Here is a 19,081-nt window from a genome sequence, read left to right on the forward strand (position 1 = left end):
GCACCGCCGGGCCTTTCAACCATGGGAGCCTGTCGGTGTCATTTCCGGCGTCCGGTTGGCAAGCAGGCCATCGACGCTCAGCCGACCGGCGCCATAGGCCATGAGGGCCAGAGCCATGGCTGCCCAGGGCAGATGGAAGTTCGCCCACCCTTCGGGGACGGTGAGCTGGATTACGGCGGTCATCAGCAAAATGCCGAATGCCGCAAAACGGGTGCCCAGTCCCAGGACCAAAAGGATGGGCAGAACGATTTCACCGGTTGCGGCGAGGTAGGCGGCAAGAGTGGGGAACGGGTAGGGGTAGGCGCCTCCGAGAATATGGAGCCGGAATTCCTGTCCGAACAGGAACGCCTGGCTCGGCGCGAGCATGAAGGGCGCGTCCCATTTGGTCAGGCCGGACCGAAAGAAGGGGACGGCAAGCGCGATGCGCAAGACCAGCAGTACCAGGGTTGCGGGAAGGCTGGCGATGAGCGCTTCGCTTCTGGCGATTATCGAACGCAGTGTCATGCCTTATCCCCTTTCGAAGGCTTGAAGGGGCCCAGCGAGATCAGCCCGACAAGGGCGGAGCCGAGGTCGAAATCCGCATCGTTGGCCGATGCCGTTGCAGCGTCGCCAACGGTGGCGCCGGCCATTATGGCGCGGGCGAATTCGGCGTCCTCGTGGGGCAAGACCGTTACGACGACGTCGAGGCCGGGGCGGGCAATCAGCACCGTCTCGGGGCCGGTCGACCCGAGCGCGGCGGGCTGTGTCTGCCGGTGGGCGTGCCATATCGAGCCGACGGGAAAGCGTGAGGTTATGAGCGCGCAAGCAGGATGGAGAGCAAGGCGGGATTGAAGGAGGTCGGACGGCTGCAGGTCGGCGAGCGCATCGACCGTCAGGATGGGATCGTCCGCAGCGTGGTATGCGCGGGTCCATGCGCATTCGAGCCGGGCGACATCGGAGAGGTAGGGAAGGGAGGCTGCCGGCGGAAATTCGGCAATGAAATCGGGGAAGTTCTCGCCGTATTGGAACAGCATGGGCGATGAAGGTTTGGTCTGGCCGACAAAGACGCGGGCCATGGCGGTGAAAAATTCCTCACCGACGAGCGCACGCACGACGGGAAACCCCTTGGTCAGGGCGTTCACGAGGCTGACGTGAACATTGTTGCGATAGACGGCGAACCGCAGGGGATCGTTTCGCCCGCCCTTGCTGGTCAGGCCCTGGGGCAGCGCGCTGGCGGGGTCCTGCACCGCCTGGGCGAAGCGGGTCTGCGCGCTCATTGTGCCGCGCTCCGCATACCGGGGAGAGCCTTGTCGAGCGCGGCCTGGGCCATACGGGCTTCACTCATCAACGTGGGGAAGTCGGGCACGTCATTGTCCCATTCCACAAGTGTGGCGATGGGGCCGGTGCGGCCGAGCGTATGGACATAAAGATCGAAGACGTCGGGCCGGACGGCCGATCCATGGGCGTCGATCAGCAGACGCGCTCCGGCGCTGTCGAGCGTTTCGTCATAGCCGGCGAGATGGATTTCACCGACGAACTCGACGGGAAAGCGATCGATATACTCTTTGGGGTCCCAGCCGTGGTTGACCGATGAGACCATGACGTTGTTGACGTCGAGCAGCAGGCCGCAGCCGGTCCGTTCGGCGATGGCGGCGAGGAAATCGACCTCGTCGATGGTGCTTTCCTCGAACAGAAGATAGGTCGATGGATTTTCGAGCAGCATGGCAACGCCAAGCGTTTGCTGGACGTCATCGACATGAGCGCAAACCTGATCGAGCGTGCGGGCGGTGTAGGGAAGCGGCAGCAGATCGTTGAGATAGGCGCTGTCATGGGTCCACCATGCGAGGTGTTCGGAAAATGAAGCGGGCCGATAGGTCTCGATGAGATGCTTGAGGCGGGCAAGGTGGGCGCGGTCGAGATCGTTCTCCCCGCCGATCGACAGGCCGACGCCATGTAGGGAAAGTGGATAGGTCTGGGCGATGGCAGCCAGATAACGATGCGGCGCGCCGCCATCTCCCATGTAGTTTTCGGCATGGATCTCGAAAAAGCCGACGGGCGGACGGCCTTCGAGAATTTCCCCGTAATGCTCGGGCTTCAGGCCCACGCCGGCTTGCAGGGGGAGCGTGTTGTAGCGGTTCATCATGGCCTCCCGGTCGATTGAGGAAGGGAGCGCGACCTGTGCCGCGCTCCTATGGGTGCGGCTCAGGCGGGGATGTCGCGTTCGAGCGCTTCGAGGCTGCCCATGCGATCGCCCGGTAATTCCATGCTTTCGCATGTGCCTGAGGGCACCAGTGTCCAGGCGTTGCCCTGATAATCGACGGTGGAGGTGCCGGCGCAGGTGGTGCCGGGGCCGGCCGCGCAATCGTTCTGACCGGCAAGCGAGACGCCGTAGCACTTGACCATATCGTCCTGAGCGATGGCCGGGGCAGCGCCGGCGGTTCCGAGAGCCGTCGCCAGCGATGCGGCAAGAGCGACTGAGGCTATGTTGCGGTTCATTGCAATGTCCTTCCTTTGGAGATCGAAGGCGCCGTTTTTGGCACCCGACGACTCATTCGTTGGGACATCGAAGACGGTTACGGCCATGCGGCATCACGGTTCCGTGAACAGGCCCCGGGGGAGGTAGCGGCGTGGTCGGGGCGACTACTCCTGCGCGCCGGCGTCATAAATGCCGATCATATCGGCAAGCAGGTCATGAAGGCGATCGCGATGGCCGTTGCCGCCCGATGGGCTGTTGGGGTCCGAGGTCATGACGACGGTCAGGTCGAGATCGGGGACGATGTAGAGCATCTGGCCGCCATAGCCCCAAGCGTAAGAGACGTCATGGCCGGCCAATTCGGTCAGGAACCAGCCATAGCCATATCCGTGTCCGCCAAAGCGTGAGGTGGTGCGCTGTTGCCAGGATTGCTCGATCCAGTCTTCCGAGACGATCCGTTCGCCATCTTCCGTGACGCCGCCATTGCGGATCATTTCGCCGAAAGCCAGAAGCGAGAGTGGGGTCATGGCAAGCTCGTTGCCGCCCAGATAGATGCCCTGGGGGTCCTGATGCCAGCCGGTTATGGCAAAGCCGTCAATGGGGCCGAGCCAGTCGCGGGCGAGTTGGCGGGTGGAGGCGCCGCCCACATCGGTGAGGATGGCCGAGAGCAGATGGGTGGAGCCGGTCGAATAGACCATGGGGCCACCCGGTTCGGCGACGAAAGGCTGGGCGAGGGCAGTGCGCACCCAATTGGCGCTGGCGACCCAGCGCCCGTAATTGGCGCCGGACGTGGCTTGAAGGCCGGCCTGCATGGACATGAGGTGGCTCAGGGTGATCTCGTCGACGCGCGGGTCGGGATCGGAAGGCAGATCATCGGCAAGCAGTTCGGCGACCGGTTGGTCGGGACCGTCGAGCAGGCCCTTGTCGATGGCGATGCCGATCATTGTGGTGACGATGACCTTGGAGGCCGATTTGATATTGGTGGGATCGCTGGAGGTGTAACCGTTATAGCCGCGGTCGGCGATGAGTTCGCCGCCGCGGGAAACAGTGACGGTGCGGAGTGGTTCGAGGTCTCCGGCGGCCTCCAGCACGGTCGTCAGCGGGTCGGAGGATATGGTTTCCTGTGCCCAGCCGGCGAGGGGGAAGGATATGGCAGCAGCCACGGCCAGAACCCGGGCGGGGCGAAGGAAGGTTGAAATCGTCATGGAATGAAGGCCGCGCGCAAGAGTGGATATCCGTTCGGGCGATGTGTCGGGCAAGATGGGCTTTTGTGCGGCGTCGCGGGCAGGATGGCGATCAACAAACCGGGAGGTGGGGGCAGGGGCAACACTCGAAAAGCAGTGCTTCTCTGCCCCTCAGGGCCTGGGAATCCCTCGTCCGTTATTTCTTGGGCTTTTTATGCTCTCCAAGCTGAACGACACCCTTTAGCGAGGGCGCTGCTGCTATAGTTTTCTCTTTGGCCTGTTTAGGCTTTTTCGCTTCGCGGTTTTTCCGCACCTGACCTTTGGCCATGTCGCTGTCCTTTGAGCGCGCAAACATGATCGTTTGCGCCCGCGCAGCATCGCACGTTCCGGCCTCGGCCCCTATGGAAATTTGCAGCCTGCATGCAGCATATGCGCCAAGCAAAAGGGCTCCCGAAGGAGCCCTTTCCGTATGCGATTAACAGTGGCCCTCAGGCCGAGTAGTACATCTCGTACTCGACGGGGTGAGGGGTGTGTTCGAACTTGATCACTTCTTCCATCTTGAGGTCGATGTAGGAGTCGATGAAGTCGTCGTCCATCACGCCGCCGGCCTTGAGGAAGTCGCGGTCGGCCGAAAGGCTGTCCAGCGCTTCGCGCAGGGAGGCGGAAACGGTCGGGATGCCCTGGAGCTCTTCCTTTGGCAGCTCGTAGAGATCCTTGTCCATCGGGTCGCCCGGGTGGATCTTGTTCTTGATGCCGTCAAGGCCAGCCATGAGCAGCGCCGTGAAGGCGAGATAGGGATTGGCGAGCGGATCGGGGAAGCGGACTTCGACGCGCTTGGACTTCGGGCTCTGACCGAAGGGGATGCGGCACGAAGCGGACCGGTTGCGGGCCGAATAGGCCAGCAGCACGGGGGCCTCAAAGCCCGGCACCAGACGCTTGTAGGAGTTGGTGGTCGGGTTGGTGAAGGCGTTGATGGCCTTGGCGTGCTTGATGACGCCGCCGATGTAGTAAAGGCATTCCATCGACAGGCCAGCATATTCGTCGCCGGCGAAGAGCGGCTTGCCGTCTTTCCAGATCGACTGGTGGCAGTGCATGCCCGAGCCGTTGTCGCCGTAAACAGGCTTGGGCATGAAGGTTGCCGTCTTGCCGTAGGACTGGGCGACCTGCTGGACACCATACTTGTAGAGCAGGACGTGATCGGCAGCGGTGATCATCGGAGCGAACTTGATGCCGAGTTCGTGCTGGGCGGAAGCCACTTCGTGGTGGTGCTTTTCGACGACCACGCCCATCGCGGCAAGCGCTTCGAGCATTTCACCGCGGATGTCCTGGGCGCTATCGACCGGCGGAACCGGGAAGTAGCCCTTCTTGAGTCCGACGTGGTGGCCGGTGTTGCCGCCCTCGTAATCGGCGTCCGAGTTGGAGCCGAGTTCGGAGGAATCAACCTGGAAACCGACCTTGTAGGTCGAGGTCGAATATTTCACATCGTCGAACAGGAAGAATTCGGGTTCGGGACCGAAACCGACGAAATCGCCAACGCCGGAGGTCTTGACGAAGGCCTCGGCCTTCTTGGCGATGGAGCGCGGATCACGATTGTAGGGCTGGTAGGTCGCCGGCTCGAGAATGTCGCAGTTCACGCACAGGGTAGGCGCCGAAAAGAACGGATCGACATAGGCCGAATCGTTGTCGGGCATAAGGACCATGTCGGATTCGTTGATGGCCTTCCAGCCAGCAATCGAGGAGCCGTCGAACATGACGCCTTCTTCGAACATGTCGGCATCGACAACCGATGCGTCCATGGTGACATGCTGAAGCTTGCCGCGCAGGTCGGTGAAGCGAAGGTCAACGTATTTGATGCCTTCGTCCTTGATCTTTTGCATAAGATCGTTTGCTGAGCTCATAATAGATCCCCAGAAATTGGTGTTTGAAGTTTATGCCTGCGCTTAAAACGTCCGGGAGGAGTTTGTCGCGCGCCTGACTTGGTTTCACGAAGCCCCATTATAGGGCTTCGTCTCCGCTTTCGCCCGTGCGGATTCGAATGGCCTGTTCGACCGTCGAAACGAAAATCTTGCCGTCGCCAATCCGACCGGTCTGCGCCGCGTTGCGGATCGCCTCGATCGCCTTGTCGGCAAGCTGGTCCGGTACAACGACCTCGACTTTGACCTTGGGCAGGAAATCGACGACGTATTCGGCGCCCCGGTAGAGCTCGGTGTGGCCCTTCTGACGACCGAATCCCTTGGCCTCCGTCACTGTGATGCCTTGCAACCCAACTTCCTGAAGGGCCTCTTTGACCTCATCGAGCTTGAAGGGTTTGACGATGGCCTCAATCTTTTTCATGTCCACGTCTCCTCGTGTTCGGGACCGGTTGGCCCATTGAATGCATGGGGTGTGCCAATCGGGATTTTTGCGACTTCAGTGCTGCGAAAACAAAGGGTTGTATGGATAAACGAAACCTTTTTGTCATCTATTCTGTATGGCTGTCGGTCAAAATATGGGCAATATGCCTATATAATGAGCATTTGCGATGCTGATGGCGCGATGCCGTTTGGACGCATCATGGAACAGGATGGCGTGGCACGCAAACGCAGGGGAACGCGGGCCCCGAACCAATGAGGCTTTGACTGCAATGAGAAGTTGGGCTAGGACGCGTGCCAACTCGACGCCGGGCGTACGAGATGCGCGGGTGTGGCGGAACTGGCAGACGCACTGGATTTAGGTTCCAGCGCCGCAAGGCGTGGAGGTTCGACTCCTCTCACCCGCACCAAATTCTGCGCCGGCTTCCAACACGATTTACGAAAATACGGGATCGATACGCAAAATGAACGTAACTGAAACTCTGAACGAAGGGCTGCGCCGCAAGCTCGATGTGACCATTCCGGCGACGGCGCTCGCATCGAAACTCGACGAAAAGCTCGACGAGGTTCGGGGCAAGGTGCAGATCAAGGGCTTCCGCCCCGGCAAGGTGCCGACCGCGCATCTGAAAAAGGTTTATGGCCGCTCGCTGATGAGCGAAGTGCTGCAGGATTCGATCAACGAGACCGTTTCCAAGACACTCGAGGAGCGCTCGGAAAAGGCCGCGACCCAGCCCGAAATCGACCTGAGCGAAGATCAGGCCCTCATCAACCGCGTGCTGGATGGTGAAGGCGATCTGGCATTTTCGGTTTCCTACGAAGTGCTTCCCCCCGTTTCGCTGATGGATTTCAAGACCATCGCGCTCGAACGGCCGGTTGTTGAAGTGACCGACGAGGAAGTCGACGAGGAAGTCGAAAAGTTCTTCAAGCAGAACCGCCAGTATGAAGACAAGGGTGACGATGGTGTTGTCGAAGACGGCGACCGTGTCGGTCTCTCGTTCGTCGGCAAGATCGACGGTGAGCCCTTTGAAGGTGGTTCGGCCGAGCACACCCACCTGACGGTGGGGTCCGGCCAGTTCATTCCCGGCTTCGAAGAGGGTCTGATTGGCGTCAAGAAAGGCGGCAACAAGACCATCAAGGTCACGTTCCCCGAAGATTACCAGAACGCTGAACTGGCCGGGAAAGAGGCCGAGTTCGACGTCAATGTGCTCCATGTGGATGGCCCCAAGGCCGATGTGGAACTCAATGACGAGTTCGCCAAGACGTTGGGTCTCGAAGACCTCGCGGCGCTGAAGACGGCGATCCGTGAGCAGATCGAAAGCCAGAACAAGAGCCTGTCGCAGCAGCGGCTCAAGCGCCTCGTTCTCGACGCGCTCGACGAGGGCCACAAGTTCGACGTGCCGGCCAAGCTGGTCGAATCCGAGTTCGATGCGATCTGGAATCGCGTCAAGCACGAAGTCGAGCACCACGGCAAGACCTTCGAATCGGAAGGCACGACCGAGGAAAAGGCGCAGGAAGACTATCGCAAGATCGCCGAGCGCCGCGTGCGTCTGGGGCTGGTCGTCGCCGAGATCGGCAATGTCAACGAGATCACCGTGTCGGACGAAGAGCACCAGCAGGCGCTGATTGCCGAAGTGCGGCGCTTCCCCGGCCAGGAACAGCAGGTGTACGATTATTACCGCAAGAACCCTAACGCTCTTGCCGGTCTGCGTGCGCCGATCTTTGAAAACAAGGTCGTCGATTTCGTTGTCGAACTGGCCGACGTCAAGGACAAGAAGACCAGCCGCGAAGAACTGGTCAAGCTGGTCCGCGAGGGCGAAGACGGATTCGATATCGACAGCGATCACGATCACTGACGACATCGTTTCCTTGTGGTCGCGCTGCTGAACCGGAAAAGTGGGACCCACTTTTCCTGGCAGCACTCCGGATCGAGAGCGATCACGATCACTAAAGCTCTGTGGAGCGATAGGTAACGGCCACGTTATCGACACAGAACTCGCTATTTGAATAGGGCTCCGCAACCTTTGCGGGGCCCTATTTGTTTGTGATTGCAGGCCGTGTCGGGGGATGGTGCTGCCGATTGTGACCGGAGTTGATGGTGCAGGACCTGCTAACCCCAAAACAGATGGCCATGGCCGACAGGCTGGCGATCGAAAGCGGCGTCAATTCGCTCAGTTTGATGGAAAATGCGGGGCAGGCGGTTGCCTATGAGGTGAGCCGCAGGTTTGTGCTGCAGCCGGTTCTGGTTCTTTGCGGGCCAGGCAACAATGGCGGCGACGGGTTTGTCGTGGCGCGCCTGCTGTCCGAGCGCGGCTGGCCGGTGCGGCTGGGGCTGACCTGCACCAAGAGCGATCTCGACGGCGACGCGGCGATGATGGCCCGGATGTGGGGTGGCGCCATCGAAACGGCGGCCCCGGGAATGTGCCCGGACTTCGGAATCATCGTCGATGCCCTGCTGGGTGCGGGTCTGTCGCGCGACGTCGAGGGTGAGATGGCCGATCTTGTCGAAGCAATCAATGAAAGCGCGGCAAAAGTGGTGGCTGTCGACATCCCCAGCGGGGTCGATGGGGAAACAGGAGCGGTGCGCGGCGTGGCCGTGCGAGCCGACCTCACGGTCACCTTCTTCCGTCACAAACCGGGCCATTTGCTGTTGCCGGGCGGCGGGTTATGCGGTGAAGTGCTGCTGGCCGATATCGGAATTCCAGACGCAGTGCTTTTAGAGATCGACATACGCCTTTACGAGAACGATCCGCGGCTCTGGACGCTGCCCGTGCGCGCAGCAGAGGGGCACAAATTCGATGCGGGTCATTGCGTCGTGGTTTCGGGCGGCGCGCTGCACACCGGGGCGGCCCGGCTGTCGGCGCTCGGCGCTGCGCGAAGTGGGGCGGGCCTGGTAACGATCGCCGGAGAGCGGGAAGCGCTGCTCGTGCACGCAGCCCATGTGACGGCAATCATGCTCGCCGAAGTTGATGATGGCGCGGGGCTGGCACGGTTGCTTGAGGATACGCGCAAGAACGCGCTGGTCATTGGGCCGGGGACAGGTATCGGGGAGGCAACGCGGCAGATGGTGCTGGCGGCTCTCGAGAGCCAGGCGCGGCTGGTGTTGGACGCCGACGCACTGACGAGTTTTGCCGACCAGCCGAACATCCTGTTTTCGGCCATCGGCAAACGTGAGTCGGAAAGCGTGGTCCTTACGCCCCATGCAGGGGAATTCAACAGGTTGTTCGGTGAGATCGACGGCGCCAAGACGGACATGGCGATCGCGGCGGCCCGGCGCTCTGGCGCAATCGTGCTGCTCAAGGGTTCGGATACGGTGATTGGCCATCCCGAGGGGCGCGCCGTTATCAACACCACCGGTACGCCGATCCTCGCCACCGCGGGCGCGGGCGATGTGCTGGCGGGATTGATCGGAGGGTTGCTTGCCCAGGGCATGGGCAGCTTTGAGGCTGCTTGCGCGGGTGCTTATATCCATGGGCGGGCAGCACAGCGTTTTGGCAAGCCGGGGATGGTGGCCGACGATTTGCCGGGCTTGATTCCCGAAGTGTTGGCCGACTTGTCCGTGGCGGGGCCTTAACGGCGAGGTCCGGGGCCGTTCCTACCAGCTCACGTCGAGCCGCTCCAATCCGTGGAAATGATAGACATCGGCGTAGCGGGGTGGTGCCGAGAGGTGAAGCCTGGGCAGGCGCTCGAAAAGGGTGCGCAGCGCGATCTGCATTTCGAGGCGGGCCAGGGGCGCGCCGATGCAGAAATGGATGCCGGCGCCGAAGCTGACATTGGCGCCATCCGTGCGTAAAGGGTCGAAGGTGTTGGGGTTTGTGAAGCGGTTCGGGTCGCGGTTGGCGGCGCCGAGCATCAGGCCGATCACATCACCCTTTCGCAATGGAATGCCGTCGTAGTCGAGGTCTTCGAGAGCGTAGCGGGTGAACATGTGCAATGGCGCATCGAACCGCAGCGCTTCCTCGACTGTGGCGGCGGTCGCTGCGTCATCTGCAAACAGCATGCGCGGATCATAGCCGCTTTCAAGGATGGCTTTGACGGCATTGCCGGTGGTGTGGACGGTCGCTTCGTGCCCGGCGTTGAGCAGCAGAATGGCGGTCGAGAGCATTTCGTCTTCGCTCAGGCGTTCCCCACCCTGCTCGGCGGCAATCATGTGGCTGAGCAAATCCTCGCGGGGCAGCTTGCGGCGCTCGGCGATGACTGTGCGCAGATAGGCGGTGAATTCGGCGGCTGCGCGGTTGGCGTCGCGTTCGATATCGTGGCTGACATCGAACATATACATCTTGACCATGCGGTTGGACCAGTCGAGCAACTGGGGCGCCATTTGCGAGGGGAGACCGATCATTTCGGCGATGACGATGGCCGGAATGGGGGCGGCGAAGGCCTTAATCAACTCGACGCTGCCCTGATCCTCAAAGCCATCGATGATGGAATGGACAAGATTGGCGATGCGGGGGCGGAGCAATTCGACCTGCCGGGAGACGAAAGCGCGGTTGACCAGCGTGCGCAGGCGCGAATGGGCGGGCGGTTCGAGATTGAGTAGCGAATATTTTTCGGTGAGGTCGAAATCGGCGGTGTGGGGCTGGGGCTGCGGCAGGCCGATTTCTTCGCGCGTGGCGACGTGGAGAATGTCGCGGCCGAATCGCCGGTCGCGCAGAAGCGCGCTGACCGATGGGAAATCGGCAAAGCACCAATGGCCGTATTCAGTCCAGAAGAACGCCTGACGGGTAGCGTGGCGCGCTGCGTAGAACGGATAGGGGTTCTGGTAGAAGGCGGGATCGGAGGGGCGGGCGCTGGCGCAACGATCGGCGGCGACGTCGGTGATCGGCCGGACCTGGAGTATGGCTGCCATCGGTCGGGAGTCCTTCTTGCTTTTGTGCTAGCCTATTGCAGCAAATTCTTCATGCCTATGGTCAGGTCTTGCCCATGCCCAGAAATTCTTTAGGTATGGGCCGGACCATTCTGGAGACCAGTTATTGTGAGCGACATCACAGTTTCGCAGGCCATCGAGGCCATCTATACTTCGCTTGAAAATGACAATGAGGATCTCGATCTCCATATCGCAACGCTCAAGAGCGCGATGGCGCGCGAAGGCGCCAAGGAAGCGGTGTTCGAAACCTCCAAGCTGGCCCAGCCCAATCGCCAGGGCCGCAAGCTGATGCAGGCGTATTTCCGCAAGAAGGGCGTGGCCACCAGCTTTGTCTGACCATGTGGACAGGCCGGGAGCGTTAAGCATGCGCCACAATAGGGCCATGCTTGGGCTTGCTATTGAAGTTGAACGCGGCCAAGCCTATGTGACGCTTGACCGTCCTTTAAGCAGCAATCGCTTGCTATCTGGCCGACAAGCCGAATCCTTTTCTCCGGGGGAGTTACCCAAAACATGCGAGATCCCGTCGATCTATACATGAACACGCTCGTGCCGATGGTGGTCGAGCAGTCCAATCGCGGCGAACGCGCCTTCGATATCTATTCGCGCCTTTTGCGCGAGCGCATCATTTTCGTGACCGGCGTCGTCGAGGACAATATGGCCTCGGTGATCGTCGCACAGCTTCTTTTCCTCGAATCGGAAAATCCGAAAAAGGAAATCGCCATGTACATCAACTCGCCTGGCGGGGTGGTGACGGCGGGGCTGTCGATCTACGACACGATGCAGTTTATCCGTCCCAAGGTTCAGACCTTGTGCATGGGCCAGGCGGCGTCGATGGGATCGCTGCTCCTGACCGCCGGCGAAAAGGACATGCGCGGCGCTCTGCCCAATGCCCGTGTGATGGTGCACCAGCCCTCGGGCGGCTATCAGGGCCAGGTGACCGACATCATGATTCACGCCCGCGAGGCCGAGAATCTGAAGCGCCGGCTCAATGAAATCTACGTGAAGCATTCCGGGCTCGAATATCAGCAGGTCGAAGACCTTCTCGAGCGCGACAAGTTCCTTTCGCCGCAAGAGGCCAAGGAACTCGGCCTTATCGACCACGTTCACGATAAGCGGGCCGTGCCGGAAGGTGGAGCGTAAACCTCGATTATACACCGCACGCAACGGGCGCTGGAGAAAGCGCCCGTGCCGATTGCGCCCCGGCGGAACGATCTTTATGGTCACAGTGAGAAATTGTTCATGCGTCGTCGGGTAGCGTTCTCAAATCGGCGAAACTGAACCAAGCGTTTGCAACGCTTCTGGAGTTGCTAGATGTCCAAGGAAAATTCGAGCGGAGATTCCTCCAAGAACACGCTGTACTGCTCGTTCTGCGGGAAGTCCCAACACGAAGTTCGCAAGCTGATCGCCGGACCCACCGTATTCATCTGCGATGAATGCGTTGAGTTGTGCATGGACATCATCCGCGAGGAATCGAAAACCTCGATGGTCAAGTCCGCAGATGGTGTGCCGAGCCCGGCCGATATCTGCAAAGTGCTCGACGATTACGTTATCGGCCAGCGGCGCGCCAAGCGCGTGCTCTCGGTGGCCGTTCACAACCACTACAAGCGCCTGCACCACGCGACCAAGAATCAGGATGTGGAGCTTTCCAAGTCCAATATCCTCCTGATCGGTCCGACCGGTTGCGGCAAGACGCTGCTGGCCCAGACGCTGGCGCGCATTCTCGACGTTCCGTTCACAATGGCAGACGCCACGACCCTGACCGAAGCCGGTTATGTGGGCGAGGATGTCGAAAACATCATTCTCAAGCTGTTGCAGTCCGCCGACTATAACGTCGACAAGGCGCAGCGTGGTATTGTCTATATCGACGAAGTCGACAAGATTTCGCGCAAGTCGGACAACCCTTCCATCACCCGCGACGTTTCGGGTGAGGGCGTGCAGCAGGCGCTGCTCAAGATCATGGAAGGCACAGTGGCTTCGGTTCCACCCCAGGGTGGCCGCAAGCATCCGCAGCAGGAATTCCTGCAGGTGGACACGACCAATATCCTGTTCATCTGCGGCGGTGCCTTTGCCGGACTTGAAAAGGTCATCGCGGCGCGGGGCGAAAACTCTTCGATCGGATTTACGGCGGCAGTCAAGGACCCCAACGACCGCAGGGTCGGCGACGTTCTTGCCGAAGTCGAGCCCGAGGATATGGTCCGTTTCGGACTGATTCCCGAATTTATCGGCCGTCTGCCGGTGATCGCGACGCTCGAAGATCTCGATGAGGATGCACTCGTGCAGATTCTTTCCGAGCCCAAGAACGCCCTGGTTCGTCAGTACGCACGTCTGTTCGAGATGGAAGATGTGCAACTGACCTTCCACGAGGACGCCCTAAAGGCGGTTGCCCGTCAGGCCATCGCCCGCAAGACAGGTGCGCGCGGCTTGCGTTCGATCCTCGAGGCCATCCTGCTCGATACCATGTACGACCTGCCTTCGCTCGAAGGGGTCGAGGAAGTGGTCATCAGCCAGGAAGTCGTGGACAACAAGGACGTGCGCCCGCTCTACATCTACGCAGAGCGCGCCAAGGAAGACATGAAGTCGGGCGCCTGACCGACAGGCAGTCTGAATGAAGTACAAAGGGCCCGGATCGGTTGATCCGGGCCCTTTGCTTTGGCCGGTTTGGCTACCGAATCTTTCGCTCAAGAATTGGCTGTGGGTGGCGTTTACGGACAGGTGTGGGGCTTGCTATGGTCGGCGCGTGGTCGGCACGCCAACCAAGACAGGGGACGGAGCTTATGAAATTTTCGGGATATGTATTGCCAATATCGCTTGTCCTCGGGCTTGCCGTCGCCGGAGGTGCCGCTGCCCAGCCGCAGACCAAGCTGGTCCAGGACCTGCCCAAGAGTCTGGTTCAGGCGATCTGGTGCAGCGCGCTGTTTTTCGAGGAATCCTATTATTACGACGACGGCAGCGACGACATGATGCACTACGAGGATCTGGCGTTCGACCTGGGGGCCGATATCGATACGGTCCTTTTGGAGGATCATGGGTTTCGGCAGGAGGAGGTCGACGAAATCTGGTCTGTGTTCGATGCGGGCGCTTACGATCTGACCATGGAAGACGATGAGAGCTTTCTGGCTCAGCTCGAGCTTTGCGAGAGCAATTACGACGCGCTGCTGTAGCCGCCGTGCGTCCTATTGCGCATTTGTGGCCGGTGAGTGAGGTGCCATGCCGTCTGCGCATGCCGGCCATTTTGATATGCGTACGGGAAATTGTGTCGTCACGCTTGTAGAGCGGCTCTATTGCCCTATCTTAGTGGGCGAAGAGTCGTTTCGGTTAGCCAATCCCTAACGGGTGAGGCGCACACTGGAGCGCAACACATTACAAGTTGCCGGGAACCATCCTCCCTGTCCGGCAACGACGAAAGGATAGTCCATGTCCGACACCGAAACATCCGCAGTCGAGTTCGACCGCGAAAAGGTGTACCCCGTCCTGCCGCTGCGCGACATCGTGGTGTTTCCATCGATGATCGTGCCCCTGTTTGTTGGACGCGAGAAATCCGTGCGCGCGCTTGAAGAGGTGATGCGCGAGGACAAGCATATTCTGGTGGTTACCCAGAAAAATGCCCAGGAAGACGATCCCGAGCCCGACGGCATCTACGAGATCGGCACGATCGCGTCGGTGCTGCAACTGCTCAAGCTGCCCGACGGCACCGTAAAGGTTCTGGTCGAGGGGCTGCATCGGGCCAAGATCGAAAACTATGTGCAGACCGAAACCTATTTCGAGGCACAGGCCGAGGCCCTGCCCGTCGAAGGGCACGATGCCGTTGAGGCCGAGGCGCTTGCGCGGTCGGCCGTCACCGAGTTCGAGAACTACGTCAAACTCAACAAGAAGATTTCGTCGGAGGTCGTCGCAGCGGTCACCCAGATCGAAGAGCATTCCAAGCTCGCCGATACGATTGCCAGCCATCTGGCGGTCAAGATCCAGGACAAGCAGGACATTCTGGCGACCCCATCGGTTACCGAGCGCCTTGAACGCGTTCTTGGGCTTATGGAAGGCGAGATCGGCGTTCTGCAGGTCGAGCGGCGTATCCGGAGCCGGGTCAAGCGCCAGATGGAAAAGACCCAGCGCGAGTACTATCTCAACGAGCAGATGAAGGCGATCCAGCGCGAACTGGGTGATGGCGAAGATGGCACCAATGAGCTCCAGGAGCTCGAGGACCGGCTCGCCAAGACCAAGCTTTCCAAGGAAGCGCGGCAGAAGGCCGACGCGGAAATGAAAAAGCTCAAGCAGATGAGCCCGATGTCGGCGGAAGCCACGGTCGTTCGCAATTATCTCGACTGGATGCTGAACCTGCCCTGGGGCAAGAAGTCCAAGGTCAAGCGCGACCTCAAATATGCCGAGGACGTGCTCGAGGGTGATCACTACGGTCTCGACAAGGTCAAGGAACGCATCATCGAGTATCTTGCGGTCCAGAGCCGGACCGGCAAGCTCAAGGGCCCGATCCTGTGCCTTGTTGGACCTCCGGGTGTCGGCAAGACCTCGCTGGCCCGCTCGATTGCCAAGGCGACTGGGCGTGAATATGTGCGCATGAGCCTTGGCGGTGTGCGGGACGAAGCGGAAATTCGCGGTCACCGGCGGACTTATATCGGGTCCATGCCCGGCAAGATCGTGCAGTCGCTCAAGAAAGCCGGGAAAGCCAATCCGCTGTTCCTGCTCGACGAGATCGACAAGATGGGCCAGGATTTCCGGGGCGATCCCTCTTCGGCATTGCTCGAAGTGCTCGATCCGGAACAGAACTCGACGTTCAACGACCATTACCTCGAGGTCGATTTCGACCTCTCGGACGTGATGTTCGTGACGACGGCCAATACGCTCAACATTCCAGGGCCGCTGCTCGACCGTATGGAGATCATCCGGTTGTCCGGGTACACGGACGAGGAAAAGTGGGAAATTTCCCGTCGTCACCTGATGCCCGAAACCCTCAAGGAACATGGGCTGAAGGCCGAAGAGTTCGAGCTGACCGATGAGTCTCTCCAGCTTCTGACGCGGCGCTACACCCGCGAAGCGGGCGTGCGTAATCTCAAGCGCGAGATTGCCAATCTGATGCGCAAGTCGGTCAAGGATATTCTGCTCACGGGCAAGAAGAAGATTGTCGTTACTCCCGAGCTGGTCGAGGAATATCTCGGCGCGCCGCGCTTCCGTTACGGTGAAATCGATGCCGAGCCGCAGGTCGGCGTGGTGACCGGTCTGGCCTGGACTTCGGTCGGTGGCGAGCTGTTGACCATCGAAGGCATCATGAGCCCGGGCAAGGGCAAGATGACCGTGACGGGCAATCTCAAGGACGTCATGAAGGAGTCGATCTCGGCGGCCGCGACCTATGTGCGGGCCCGGGCGCTCGAATACGGCATCAAGCCGCCGCTGTTCGACAAACGCGATATCCACGTGCACGTGCCCGAAGGCGCAACGCCCAAGGATGGACCGTCTGCGGGTATCGGCATGGCCACGGCCATCGTGTCGGTGATGACGGGCATTCCCGTGCGCCACGATGTTGCCATGACAGGCGAGATCACGCTGCGCGGCCGGGTGCTGCCGATCGGTGGGCTCAAGGAGAAGCTGCTGGCGGCTCTGCGGGGCGGTATTACCAAGGTGCTGATCCCCGAGGAGAACGTGCGCGACCTCAAGGACATTCCTGACAACGTCAAGGAAGGCCTGGAGATCGTGCCGGTTAGCCGGATGGGCGAAGTGCTCGAACATGCGCTGGTCGAGATGCCCCAGGCTATCGAGTGGACCTTCGAGGATGACACCAAGCCGGTACCGGCTGTCGAAGGCGACGACACAGGAGCTGCTCTGCCGCACTAAGCAGAGCGCCAATCGAACCGTTGAAGCGGCGCCTCGGAAGGGGCGCCGTTTTTTGTGGAACCATGAAAGCGAGCCGATCTGGAAGTGGGTCGCTGATTCGGCCCGAAAGGCCCGTAATCCGGCGCGGGAGCCGATTTTTGTGCATGATGGGTTAACAATTGCGCGAGGCACTAGCCACATTGCTGACAAGGTCCAGCATTTTCCCCCGTTTTGCGGCCGAAAACGCCGAGAATCTGGCAGTTTTCCTTGCTTTTGGCCCGGAATCGTAAAAGGGTGAAGCCGCTTCCGCTCGTCCCGTTAGGATGGGCACATCATTGTGAGGAAACGCTATGAACAAGAACGATCTGAGCGCGGCTGTCGCCGAAAAGGCTGATCTCACCAAGGCCCAGGCGGCAGCAGCGGTTGATGCTGTTTTCGAAGCCATCACCGCCGCTCTGAAGGGTGGAGACGAAGTTCGCCTCGTCGGTTTCGGCACTTTCGCTGCAACCCAGCGCAAGGCCACCAAAGGCCGCAACCCGGCCACCGGCGCGGAAATCGACATTCCGGCTTCGACCCAGCCCAAGTTCAAGGCCGGCAAGGGCCTCAAGGACGCGCTGAACTAAGCCATTTCGGCTTCAGTATGGTTTGGCCCCGGACATCTGTCCGGGGTCTTTCCGTTTCCGGCCCCCATGGCTTTCCCGCTATTGACGGGAAGGGGGTTTGCGCCTAATCAGGCGCGGCATTTGCGCAACCGGGGCAACCAAGACCCGGTTGGTTCCGTTGACAAGCGGGCAAGGGCGATTAGCTCAGTTGGTAGAGCGCCTCGTTTACACCGAGGATGTCGGCAGTTCGAGCCTGTCATCGCCCACCATTTTCCTTTTCAGTGCAAAGTTTGGTTAGGTGTACCAGGGGCCGCGCCTTGCGCCTCCGGGCTCGAGCCGTCAAGTTGAGACGGAGGATCCGAGGGACAGTGTGAGGTTATGGGGTTCTGGCGCCGCGTTATCGCGTTCCTGTTTACTCCTGGCACATCTTCAGCCAGGGCTGAGTTCAGAACAGTTCGGCCAGCCCGGATCGAACCGGTTGTCGGCTGGCCATCGGGCATTATCAGCGGGCGCTGTTGGGTGATCGATGGCGATACCATCGTTATCAACAAGACCCGCATCCGGCTGGCGGGAATAGATGCGCCCGAGCTTGAGCATCCCTGGGGGCAAAAGTCGAAATGGGCGCTTGTGGAGTTGTACAAGGGGCAGTCAATTACCGCCCGGATCACTCCAGAGCTTTCTTACGATCGCCTGGTGGCGCAGTGTTTTTTGCCAGATGGACGTGATCTGGCCGCCGAGCTTGTCCGGTGCGGTCTGGCGCTTGACTGGAGGAAATTTTCCGGTGGCAAGTATCGTCATCTCGAGCCCCACGACGCGCGAAAGAAACTGTGGCTGGCTGACGCCAGACAAAAGGGGCGGCAGGTTTTTTCGCAATATGGGGCCCGCGATACATTGCCACCCAAGCCTGGCACCTGAGCCCGGAAAGGGTAAGGTGGCGGCAATCAGTCAAAACCAGGTTTGCTGCCGCGCAGGCTCTTGATGGCGCCACGGCGGGTCTTGGCGTCCAGGCGACGGCGCTTGGAGGCCAGGGTGGGCTTTGTGGCGCGGCGTTTGCGCGGGACGTAGGTCGCGGCGCGGATCATCTCGGCAAGGCGGTTGAGGGCGTCCTCGCGATTGAGCGGCTGGGTGCGGTGCCGGTCGGCGGTGAGGATGATAACGCCGTCTTTGGTTGCCCTGGAGCCGGCCTGCCCGATGAGGCGGCTGCGCACACCATCAGGGAGCGATGGGGAGGAGGCGGCGTCGAAGCGCAATTGAACGGCTGTCGCGACCTTGTTGACGTTCTGGCCGCCGGGACCGGAACTGCGCACGAAGTTCAACTCGATCTCCGAGAGTGGAATTGACAGGGTCGAGGTGATTTCGATCCGTTCGGGCATGAAATTTCCTTCCAGAACCCACTCCAGCCCGATTGAATCGGGCGGGGGCTCTAAGTCTTTGTTTTGGCGTGCGATCACGCTGGAAAGATCTGCGCTCTCCGCTTTGCGCCCGCCGGGTCGCGATTGCGCTCCAGCCGATTTCCACATTGGATTTTATCAGGAGACGGCCACTTGTGACAGGTGCGGGCCGGATGAAAAGCCGATAGAAAAATCAAGGTTTTGCGGGGAATTCAGCTGCGTTGGCGATGGGGTTTTGGGGTGGTTTGGGCGCGGATCAAAAATTCTTCACAAAAGGGGGTGGCAAGTCGCTTGACTTGGTTCGGGGACCCCGTTAAACGAAGCCCACCTTGCCGGGGCCGAAGCGCTTCGGGGTCACAAGGGGGTGTAGCTCAGTTGGTTAGAGCGCCGGCCTGTCACGCCGGAGGTCGCGGGTTC

19 protein-coding genes and 2 tRNA genes are annotated in these 19,081 nt (G+C 60.4%); 11 read left to right on the forward strand and 10 right to left on the reverse strand.

The genetic code is table 11. The features are described 5' to 3' along the window. Positions 1 to 15: 15 nt before the first annotated feature. The 8 genes from AACZ55_RS05920 to AACZ55_RS05955 form a co-directional block, all read right to left on the reverse strand. Positions 16 to 504, reverse strand: coding sequence for a DoxX family protein (locus AACZ55_RS05920; protein WP_339644139.1), 489 nt, complete (start codon positions 502 to 504; stop codon positions 16 to 18). After that, entirely contained in the window at positions 501 to 1,256 is a 756-nt protein-coding gene (locus AACZ55_RS05925; RefSeq protein ID WP_339644142.1) for a DNA-binding domain-containing protein, read from the reverse strand. Before AACZ55_RS05925 ends, AACZ55_RS05920 begins: the two co-directional genes overlap by 4 nt. Beyond that, positions 1,253 to 2,119, reverse strand: a complete 867-nt coding sequence (locus AACZ55_RS05930; RefSeq protein ID WP_339644145.1) for a DUF692 domain-containing protein — start codon at positions 2,117 to 2,119, stop codon at positions 1,253 to 1,255. The genes AACZ55_RS05925 and AACZ55_RS05930 overlap by 4 nt, the downstream gene beginning before the upstream one ends. Before the next feature lie 62 nt (positions 2,120 to 2,181). Next, complete coding sequence (locus AACZ55_RS05935) at positions 2,182 to 2,475, reverse strand: DUF2282 domain-containing protein (protein ID WP_339644148.1); 294 nt, start codon at positions 2,473 to 2,475, stop codon at positions 2,182 to 2,184. Between the two features lie 144 nt (positions 2,476 to 2,619). After that, positions 2,620 to 3,657, reverse strand: coding sequence for a serine hydrolase (locus tag AACZ55_RS05940; RefSeq protein ID WP_339644150.1), 1,038 nt, complete (start codon positions 3,655 to 3,657; stop codon positions 2,620 to 2,622). Between the two features lie 175 nt (positions 3,658 to 3,832). Beyond that, positions 3,833 to 3,964, reverse strand: coding sequence for a hypothetical protein (locus AACZ55_RS05945; RefSeq protein ID WP_339644153.1), 132 nt, complete (start codon positions 3,962 to 3,964; stop codon positions 3,833 to 3,835). A 160-nt stretch (positions 3,965 to 4,124) separates the two neighbouring features. Then, positions 4,125 to 5,534 (reverse strand): type I glutamate--ammonia ligase, encoded by a 1,410-nt coding sequence (gene glnA, locus AACZ55_RS05950; RefSeq protein ID WP_338606733.1) that lies wholly within the window; start codon positions 5,532 to 5,534, stop codon positions 4,125 to 4,127. Positions 5,535 to 5,631: 97 nt separating this feature from the next. After that, positions 5,632 to 5,970, reverse strand: coding sequence for a P-II family nitrogen regulator (locus AACZ55_RS05955; RefSeq protein ID WP_014130680.1), 339 nt, complete (start codon positions 5,968 to 5,970; stop codon positions 5,632 to 5,634). 342 nt (positions 5,971 to 6,312) lie between these two features. On the opposite strand from AACZ55_RS05955, the gene AACZ55_RS05960 reads away from it, so the two are divergent. From AACZ55_RS05960 to AACZ55_RS05970, 3 genes are all read left to right on the forward strand, one after another. Continuing rightward, positions 6,313 to 6,397: transfer RNA gene (locus tag AACZ55_RS05960), tRNA-Leu, on the forward strand. Between the two features lie 54 nt (positions 6,398 to 6,451). Then, positions 6,452 to 7,840 carry a trigger factor gene (gene tig / locus AACZ55_RS05965; RefSeq protein WP_338606734.1) on the forward strand — a complete coding sequence of 463 codons (1,389 nt, stop codon included), beginning with the start codon at positions 6,452 to 6,454 and terminating at the stop codon, positions 7,838 to 7,840. 239 nt (positions 7,841 to 8,079) lie between these two features. Beyond that, positions 8,080 to 9,558: an NAD(P)H-hydrate dehydratase gene (locus AACZ55_RS05970; protein WP_339644157.1), complete on the forward strand. Its 1,479-nt coding sequence runs from the start codon at positions 8,080 to 8,082 to the stop codon at positions 9,556 to 9,558. Between the two features lie 21 nt (positions 9,559 to 9,579). Here AACZ55_RS05970 and AACZ55_RS05975 read toward each other — a convergent pair whose 3' ends face one another. After that, positions 9,580 to 10,833 carry a cytochrome P450 gene (locus AACZ55_RS05975; protein WP_339644160.1) on the reverse strand — a complete coding sequence of 418 codons (1,254 nt, stop codon included), beginning with the start codon at positions 10,831 to 10,833 and terminating at the stop codon, positions 9,580 to 9,582. Positions 10,834 to 10,959: 126 nt separating this feature from the next. On the opposite strand from AACZ55_RS05975, the gene AACZ55_RS05980 reads away from it, so the two are divergent. The 8 genes from AACZ55_RS05980 to AACZ55_RS06015 all read left to right on the forward strand — a co-directional run bounded on the left by AACZ55_RS05980 (position 10,960) and on the right by AACZ55_RS06015 (position 18,188). Continuing rightward, positions 10,960 to 11,187 (forward strand): hypothetical protein, encoded by a 228-nt coding sequence (locus AACZ55_RS05980; RefSeq protein WP_338606737.1) that lies wholly within the window; start codon positions 10,960 to 10,962, stop codon positions 11,185 to 11,187. 174 nt (positions 11,188 to 11,361) lie between these two features. Then, the gene (locus tag AACZ55_RS05985; protein WP_338606738.1) at positions 11,362 to 11,991 is read left to right on the forward strand and encodes an ATP-dependent Clp protease proteolytic subunit; all 630 of its coding nucleotides are present in this window, start codon (positions 11,362 to 11,364) and stop codon (positions 11,989 to 11,991) included. Positions 11,992 to 12,162: 171 nt separating this feature from the next. Next, positions 12,163 to 13,440, forward strand: a complete 1,278-nt coding sequence (gene clpX / locus AACZ55_RS05990; protein WP_339644165.1) for an ATP-dependent Clp protease ATP-binding subunit ClpX — start codon at positions 12,163 to 12,165, stop codon at positions 13,438 to 13,440. A gap of 185 nt (positions 13,441 to 13,625) precedes the next feature. Then, positions 13,626 to 14,012, forward strand: a complete 387-nt coding sequence (locus AACZ55_RS05995; RefSeq protein ID WP_339644168.1) for a hypothetical protein — start codon at positions 13,626 to 13,628, stop codon at positions 14,010 to 14,012. Positions 14,013 to 14,265: 253 nt separating this feature from the next. Then, a complete protein-coding gene (gene lon, locus AACZ55_RS06000) occupies positions 14,266 to 16,692 on the forward strand; it encodes an endopeptidase La (RefSeq protein ID WP_338606741.1) in 2,427 nt (808 codons plus the stop codon). Between the two features lie 329 nt (positions 16,693 to 17,021). Beyond that, entirely contained in the window at positions 17,022 to 17,294 is a 273-nt protein-coding gene (locus AACZ55_RS06005) for an HU family DNA-binding protein (protein ID WP_014130670.1), read from the forward strand. 172 nt (positions 17,295 to 17,466) lie between these two features. Beyond that, positions 17,467 to 17,542 (forward strand) — tRNA-Val (locus AACZ55_RS06010). Between the two features lie 250 nt (positions 17,543 to 17,792). Beyond that, a complete protein-coding gene (locus tag AACZ55_RS06015) occupies positions 17,793 to 18,188 on the forward strand; it encodes a thermonuclease family protein (protein ID WP_339644172.1) in 396 nt (131 codons plus the stop codon). 26 nt (positions 18,189 to 18,214) lie between these two features. On the opposite strand, the gene arfB is transcribed toward AACZ55_RS06015, so the two are convergent. Next, a complete protein-coding gene (gene arfB, locus AACZ55_RS06020; protein WP_338606743.1) occupies positions 18,215 to 18,646 on the reverse strand; it encodes an alternative ribosome rescue aminoacyl-tRNA hydrolase ArfB in 432 nt (143 codons plus the stop codon). Positions 18,647 to 19,081: the final 435 nt, after the last annotated feature.

The sequence above is a fragment of the uncultured Pelagibacterium sp. genome, from assembly GCF_963972885.1.
GTDB lineage: Bacteria > Pseudomonadota > Alphaproteobacteria > Rhizobiales > Devosiaceae > Pelagibacterium > Pelagibacterium nitratireducens.

Excerpts from the sequence above, each read along its gene's own strand:
- AACZ55_RS05920 (WP_339644139.1), bottom strand. The coding sequence starts at position 504 with ATGACACTGCGTTCGATAATCGCCAGAAGCGAAGCGCTCATCGCCAGC.
- AACZ55_RS05925 (WP_339644142.1), bottom strand. The coding sequence starts at position 1,256 with ATGAGCGCGCAGACCCGCTTCGCCCAGGCGGTGCAGGACCCCGCCAGC.
- AACZ55_RS05930 (WP_339644145.1), bottom strand. The coding sequence starts at position 2,119 with ATGAACCGCTACAACACGCTCCCCCTGCAAGCCGGCGTGGGCCTGAAG.
- AACZ55_RS05935 (WP_339644148.1), bottom strand. The coding sequence starts at position 2,475 with ATGAACCGCAACATAGCCTCAGTCGCTCTTGCCGCATCGCTGGCGACG.
- AACZ55_RS05940 (WP_339644150.1), bottom strand. The coding sequence starts at position 3,657 with ATGACGATTTCAACCTTCCTTCGCCCCGCCCGGGTTCTGGCCGTGGCT.
- AACZ55_RS05945 (WP_339644153.1), bottom strand. The coding sequence starts at position 3,964 with ATGGCCAAAGGTCAGGTGCGGAAAAACCGCGAAGCGAAAAAGCCTAAA.
- glnA (WP_338606733.1), bottom strand. The coding sequence starts at position 5,534 with ATGAGCTCAGCAAACGATCTTATGCAAAAGATCAAGGACGAAGGCATC.
- AACZ55_RS05955 (WP_014130680.1), bottom strand. The coding sequence starts at position 5,970 with ATGAAAAAGATTGAGGCCATCGTCAAACCCTTCAAGCTCGATGAGGTC.
- tig (WP_338606734.1), top strand. The coding sequence starts at position 6,452 with ATGAACGTAACTGAAACTCTGAACGAAGGGCTGCGCCGCAAGCTCGAT.
- AACZ55_RS05970 (WP_339644157.1), top strand. The coding sequence starts at position 8,080 with ATGGTGCAGGACCTGCTAACCCCAAAACAGATGGCCATGGCCGACAGG.
- AACZ55_RS05975 (WP_339644160.1), bottom strand. The coding sequence starts at position 10,833 with ATGGCAGCCATACTCCAGGTCCGGCCGATCACCGACGTCGCCGCCGAT.
- AACZ55_RS05985 (WP_338606738.1), top strand. The coding sequence starts at position 11,362 with ATGCGAGATCCCGTCGATCTATACATGAACACGCTCGTGCCGATGGTG.
- clpX (WP_339644165.1), top strand. The coding sequence starts at position 12,163 with ATGTCCAAGGAAAATTCGAGCGGAGATTCCTCCAAGAACACGCTGTAC.
- AACZ55_RS05995 (WP_339644168.1), top strand. The coding sequence starts at position 13,626 with ATGAAATTTTCGGGATATGTATTGCCAATATCGCTTGTCCTCGGGCTT.
- lon (WP_338606741.1), top strand. The coding sequence starts at position 14,266 with ATGTCCGACACCGAAACATCCGCAGTCGAGTTCGACCGCGAAAAGGTG.
- AACZ55_RS06005 (WP_014130670.1), top strand. The coding sequence starts at position 17,022 with ATGAACAAGAACGATCTGAGCGCGGCTGTCGCCGAAAAGGCTGATCTC.
- arfB (WP_338606743.1), bottom strand. The coding sequence starts at position 18,646 with ATGCCCGAACGGATCGAAATCACCTCGACCCTGTCAATTCCACTCTCG.